Source organism: Candidatus Accumulibacter contiguus, assembly GCF_012940005.1.
GTDB lineage: Bacteria > Pseudomonadota > Gammaproteobacteria > Burkholderiales > Rhodocyclaceae > Accumulibacter > Accumulibacter contiguus.
Map to the genome: position 1 here is coordinate 1 of NZ_SPMX01000148.1, position 5521 is coordinate 5521.

3 protein-coding genes and 1 pseudogene are annotated in these 5521 nt (G+C 66.0%); all 4 read left to right on the forward strand.

Translation table 11 applies throughout. The annotated features are described in order from the left end of the window. Nucleotides 1-428 precede the first annotated feature (428 nt). Nucleotides 429-800, forward strand: a complete 372-nt coding sequence (gene traJ, locus E4Q08_RS23785) for a conjugal transfer transcriptional regulator TraJ (protein WP_042335257.1) — start codon at nt 429-431, stop codon at nt 798-800. Between the two features lie 34 nt (nt 801-834). Continuing rightward, nucleotides 835-3064, forward strand: a pseudogene (gene traI / locus E4Q08_RS23790) (TraI/MobA(P) family conjugative relaxase). Beyond that, entirely contained in the window at nt 3061-4971 is a 1911-nt protein-coding gene (locus tag E4Q08_RS23795; protein WP_169072229.1) for a type IV secretory system conjugative DNA transfer family protein, read from the forward strand. Before traI ends, E4Q08_RS23795 begins: the two are co-directional and overlap by 4 nt. After that, on the forward strand, nt 4968-5495 hold the full coding sequence (gene traF, locus E4Q08_RS23800; protein ID WP_169072230.1) for a conjugative transfer signal peptidase TraF: 528 nt from the start codon (nt 4968-4970) through the stop codon (nt 5493-5495). Before E4Q08_RS23795 ends, traF begins: the two co-directional genes overlap by 4 nt. The last annotated feature ends 26 nt before the right edge of the window (nt 5496-5521 follow it).

The window sequence follows — 5521 nt, forward strand, 5'->3', positions numbered from 1 at the left end:
CGCCACGCAGAGCCAGGAACGCCGCCCGGTTGCGCACATTGCCAGCCGGCTTCTTGCGCGCGATCCGTTCAGCGATGCGCGCCGACAAGCTCTTGGCCATCGATCATCCGGCGTTGCTGTTGCCGTTGTTCCGTCATTGTTTCGTCCTCACTGCAACAGGCTTACCTGTTCTCGACCGTTGTTTGATCGTCGCCAGCCCGTTCCTGCCTTCGCACAACAAATGATATAACGAATAAAAAGCTACAAGCAAGGGCAGAGACATGCTACCCTTGGCGTATGAAAGGCATATATCGGGGCAGGATAGGTGAAGTAGGCCCACCCGCAAGCGGTTTGTCCTGCTTCACGGCGCCTTATTCGCACTGCGTGCTCAACGGGCGTCCTGCTCTGCGAGGCCGGACGGCTACCGCCGTCGAAAGCAAGGAGAAGCGATGGAGAACACCGACAAGACCACCCGCAAGGCCAGCCCACCGATCAAGGTGTACTGCCTTCCCGAAGAACGGCAACAGGTTGCGGCGAACGCCAGGGCCGTCGGCCTGAGCCTGTCCACCTACCTGCTGAACGTCGGCGTCGGCTACCAGGTGCGCGGCATCGTGGACCACAAGCAGGTCGAGGAACTGGCGCGGATCAATGGCGACCTGGGTCGCCTGGGCGGTCTCCTGAAGCTCTGGCTGACCAACGACGCCCGCACGGCGCAGTTCGGCGAGTCCACCATCCGGGCAGTGCTCTCACGGATCGAGGCGACGCAGGACCGGATGATTGGCGTCATGCAGGGCGTGGTCAGACCCAGATCCGAGCGATGAGAACTTTAGCCGCTGAAATTCGGCGGAGTCCGGGATGATCGCCAAGCACGTCCCCATGAAGTCGGTCAGGAAGAGCGACTTCGCCGGCCTGGTGAAGTACCTCATCGATGAGCAACAGAAGCGCGAGCGGGTGACCGGCGTCTCGGTCACCAACTGCCACGCCGAACGGCCCGATGCAGCAATCCTCGAAGTACTCAACACCCAGGCGCAGAACAGGCGCGCCGAGTCCGACAAGACCTATCACCTGATCGTCAGTTTTCGTGCCGGCGAGCAACCCGACGAGGCCACGCTGCAGGCGATCGAGCAGCGAATCTGCGAGGGGCTGAGCTACGGCGAGCATCAGCGCGTCAGTACCGTGCACCACGACACTGACAACCTGCACCTGCACATCGCCATCAACAAGATTCACCCGACCCGCTACACGATCCACGACCCGTACCGCGACCACAAGACGCTGGGCGAGCTCTGCGAGAAGCTGGAAGGCGAGTACGGGCTGCAACGCGACAACCACCAGGCAGAGAAACGCGGGGCCGAGAACCGGGCAGACGACATGGAACGGCACGCGGGCATCGAGAGCCTGCTCGGCTGGATCCGACGCGAATGCCTGGAACAGATCCAGGGCGCGCAAAGCTGGGCCGAGATGCATCAGGCCCTGCGCGACAACGGTCTGGAAATCCGTGAGCGAGGCAATGGTCTGGTCATCGCCGACGCGGCCGGCACGATGGTCAAGGCGAGTTCCGTCGCCCGCGAACTGTCCAGGGCCAAGCTGGAAGCCCGCCTCGGCGCCTTCGAGCCTTCACCCGAGCGGCTGGCGAACCAGGCCGACCAGCCGACCCGGCAGTACCGGCCGCGCCCCTTCCGGACGCGTGCTGATACGGTCGAGCTTTACGCCAGGTACCGCGCCGAGCAGCAAGGCCACGGCGCTGCGCGCACGGTCGAGTGGACACAGGCCCGTGACCGCAAGAGCCGGCTGATCGAAGCCGCCAAGCGCAGCGGGCGCCTGAAGCGGGCCGCGATCAAACTGATGGGTGGCCCGGGCTTGAGCCGGAAGGCGCTCTATGCCCTCACCAGCCGGACGCTGAAGGACGAAATCAACCACATCCACCAGCAGTACCGCAAAGAACAGCAAGCCATTCACGACAAGTACCGGCGCCAGGCCTGGGCCGACTGGCTGCGCCGCAAGGCCACCGAAGGCGACAGCGAAGCACTCGCGGCCCTGCGTGCCCGCGAGGCCGCGCTGGGTGGCCTGCAGGGGAACACCGTCACCGGCAACGGCGGTCAGCAGAGCGGGCAGGGCGTCGAAGCGCAGCAAGACTGCGTCACCAAGAAGGGGACCCTCATCTACCGCGTCGGCGCGTCCGCCATCCGGGACGATGGCGACAAGCTGCAGGTATCCCGTGGCGCCACCCAGGGCGGTCTGGAAGCCGCCTTGCGCATGGCCATGGCGCGCTACGGCGATCGCATCACGGTTAAGGGCAGCGCCGAATTCAAGGAGAGCATCGCCCACGCCGCGGCGACCGCGAACCTGCCCGTCACCTTTGACGACGCTGCCCTGGAGCAGCGCCGCCAGACCCTCTTGAACGAAATCACCGCGAAGGAGAACCGCCATGATGCAAGCGCACGCACTGACCGAGGACGAGCAGATCGAGGCCGCACTAGCCGCCCTGGACCAAGCACAACTCATCCCACCGGCGCCAGCCGCCGCGTCGGCAGCGCCCCAGCCCCCCGAGCTACCCGCAAGCCCGACGTTGGCCGGGTTGGACGCCAGCCGCCACCCGCAGCTCAGAACCGTCTGCGAAGTCTGTCCCAACTCGGTCTGGTTCGCATCGCCAGCGGAAGTGAAGTGCTATTGCCGGGTCATGTTCCTGATCACCTGGAGCACCCAGGAGCCCAACCAGATGACGGCTTGCGACGGAGCCTTGCTCGGCCAGGAATAGCGGCGGTCGCCGGAAGATCCGGGCCAGTCCCAGCGCCGTCAGCGCTGGCAGCAGTCGACAAGTACATTGCCGAACGCGAAGAAAAAACGCCTTAAACTATTCGATATCCCGAAATACAGGCGATATAATGAGAATGACTCGGGCGCGGCAATCTACGCCGGGAGCCGTCAGATCGATGGCCACTCGCTGGCCCTGCTGAAACGCGGCGAGGAAGTCATGGTGCTGCCGATGGACGAAGCCACCGCCCGACGGATGCAGCGTCTTGCCCTGGGTGATCCGGTCACCGTCACCCAGGGCTCGATCAGGATGCCAGGAAGGAGCCGATGAAAGACCCGTTCAACAACGCCGTCGGACCCCAGGTGCGAGGATCGGCGCCGAAAGCCGGCAAGCTCATCCCGGCGTTGGTCGTGGTTTCGCTGGCGGCCGGTCTGCAGTCCGCCACCCAGTTCTTCGCGCACGACTTCCGCTACCAGGCGGCACTGGGCCGTCACTTCGAGCATCTGTATGTGCCGTGGTCGATCCTGCAATGGGCTGGCCAGTGGTACGGGCAGTACCCGGACGCGATCATGCGCGCCGGCAGTGTCGGCATGATCGTCACCACCCTGGGCCTGCTCGGCCTGGCGGTCACCCGGATGGTCCTGGCCAATTCCTCCCGGCTGAACCCTTACCTGCACGGCTCGGCCCGCTGGGCAAACCTGAAGGACATCCAGGCGTCTGGCCTGCTGCCCCGGCCGCGCACGTTGTGGCAGGCCCTTACCGGCGCCCGGCCGGCGGCAAGCGCCGGCGTCTATGTCGGCGCCTGGCTGGACCCGCGGGGTCACTCGCACTACCTGCGCCACAACGGCCCGGAGCATGTCCTGTGCTACGCGCCGACGCGTTCCGGCAAGGGGGTCGGACTGGTGGTGCCGACCCTCCTGTCGTGGGGCGAGAGCGCCGTCATCACCGACCTGAAAGGCGAGCTCTGGGCCTTGACCGCCGGCTGGCGCCGGCAGCACGCAAAAAACCGGGTGCTGCGCTTCGAGCCCGCTGCGGCCAGCGGCAGCGTCTGCTGGAACCCTCTCGACGAAATCCGGATCGGTACCGAGCACGAGGTCGGCGACGTGCAGAACCTCGCCACGCTGATCGTCGACCCGGACGGCCGCGGCCTGGAATCGCACTGGCAGAAAACCAGCCAGGCGCTGCTGGTCGGCGTCATCCTGCATGCGCTCTACAAGGCCGCCAACGAGGGCACGGCGGCCACCCTGCCGGCGGTCGATGCCCTGCTGGCCGATCCCGCGCGCGATGTGGCCGAGCTCTGGATGGAGATGCGCACCTACGGCCACCTTGACGGCCAGAACCATCCGGCCGTCGGATCGGCTGCCCGCGACATGATGGATCGCCCCGACGAAGAAGCCGGGTCGGTCCTGTCCACGGCCAAGTCGTACCTGGCGGTGTACCGCGATCCCGTCGTCGCGCGCAACGTCAGCAAGTCCGAATTCAGGATCCGGGACCTGATGCACCACGCGCAGCCGGTCAGTCTGTACATCCTCACGCAGCCGAACGACAAGACGCGTCTGCGGCCGCTGGTGCGCGTCATGGTCAGCATGATCGTGCACCTCCTGGCCGACAAGCTGCACTTCGAGAACGGCCGGCCAGTCGCGCACTACCGGCATCGCCTCCTGATGATGCTCGACGAGTTCCCCAGCCTGGGCAAGCTCGAAATCCTGCAGGAGTCGCTGGCTTTCGTCGCCGGCTACGGGATCAAGTGCTACCTGGTCTGCCAGGATATCAACCAGCTCAAAAGCCGCGAAGCCGGCTACGGCCACGACGAAAGCATCACCTCGAACTGCCACGTGCAGAACGCCTACCCGCCGAATCGGGTCGAGACCGCCGAGCACCTTTCCAAGCTGACCGGACAAACCACCGTCGCCAAGGAACAGATCACTACCAGCGGCCGGCGCGCGAGCGCCTTGCTGGGGCAGGTGTCGCGCACCATCCAGGAGGTGCAGCGCCCCCTGCTGACCCCGGACGAGTGCCTGCGCATGCCCGGCCCGATCAAGAACGCCCACGGCGACATCGACGAGGCCGGCGACATGGTCGTGTACGTGGCCGGCTATCCGGCCATCTACGGCAAGCAGCCGCTCTACTTCAAGGACCCGATATTCCAGGCCCGCGCCGCGATCCCGGCACCGAAGGACAGCGACAAGCTGATCGACGTCCACGACGTGCCGGCAGGCGAGGGCATCACCCTATGAACCGCCTGCGGCAACGCCTTGCCACGGGTACCGCCATCGCCGGCGCCGCTATCCTGGCGCTGGGCGCGCTCGCCTGTGCCAGCGGCGCCCGCATCAACAGCACCCAAAGCATTCCGGTCGGCCTGTACTGGCTGAGCAGCGAGCCGGTGGAGAAGGGCGCTTACGTGATGTTCTGCCCGCCGCCCATCGGCGTCTTCGAGGAGGCCAGGGCCAGGGGCTACGTCGGCGCCGGCTTCTGCCCGGGCGGCTACGGCTACCTGATGAAGCGCGTCCTGGCCGCCAAGGACGACGCCGTGACCATTACCGACGGAGGCGTGCGCGTGAACGGCGAACTGCTGCCGCACAGCGCCCCGATCCAGGCCGACAAAGCCGGCCGGCCGCTGCCGCGCTTTCCGGCCGAGCGCTTCACGCTGGGCGGTTCGGAGCTGCTGCTGATGTCGGACGTCAGCGGCACGTCCTTCGATGGCCGCTACTTCGGCCCGATCCACCGTTCGCAGATCAAGGGCGTGATCCGCGGAGTTTGACCTGGTAACGAGTTGGCAAGCCCACT

What these genes read in the sequence shown, in the direction of transcription:
- traJ (WP_042335257.1), top strand. Translation starts at nt 429, where the DNA reads ATGGAGAACACCGACAAGACCACCCGCAAGGCCAGCCCACCGATCAAG.
- E4Q08_RS23795 (WP_169072229.1), top strand. Translation starts at nt 3,061, where the DNA reads ATGAAAGACCCGTTCAACAACGCCGTCGGACCCCAGGTGCGAGGATCG.
- traF (WP_169072230.1), top strand. Translation starts at nt 4,968, where the DNA reads ATGAACCGCCTGCGGCAACGCCTTGCCACGGGTACCGCCATCGCCGGC.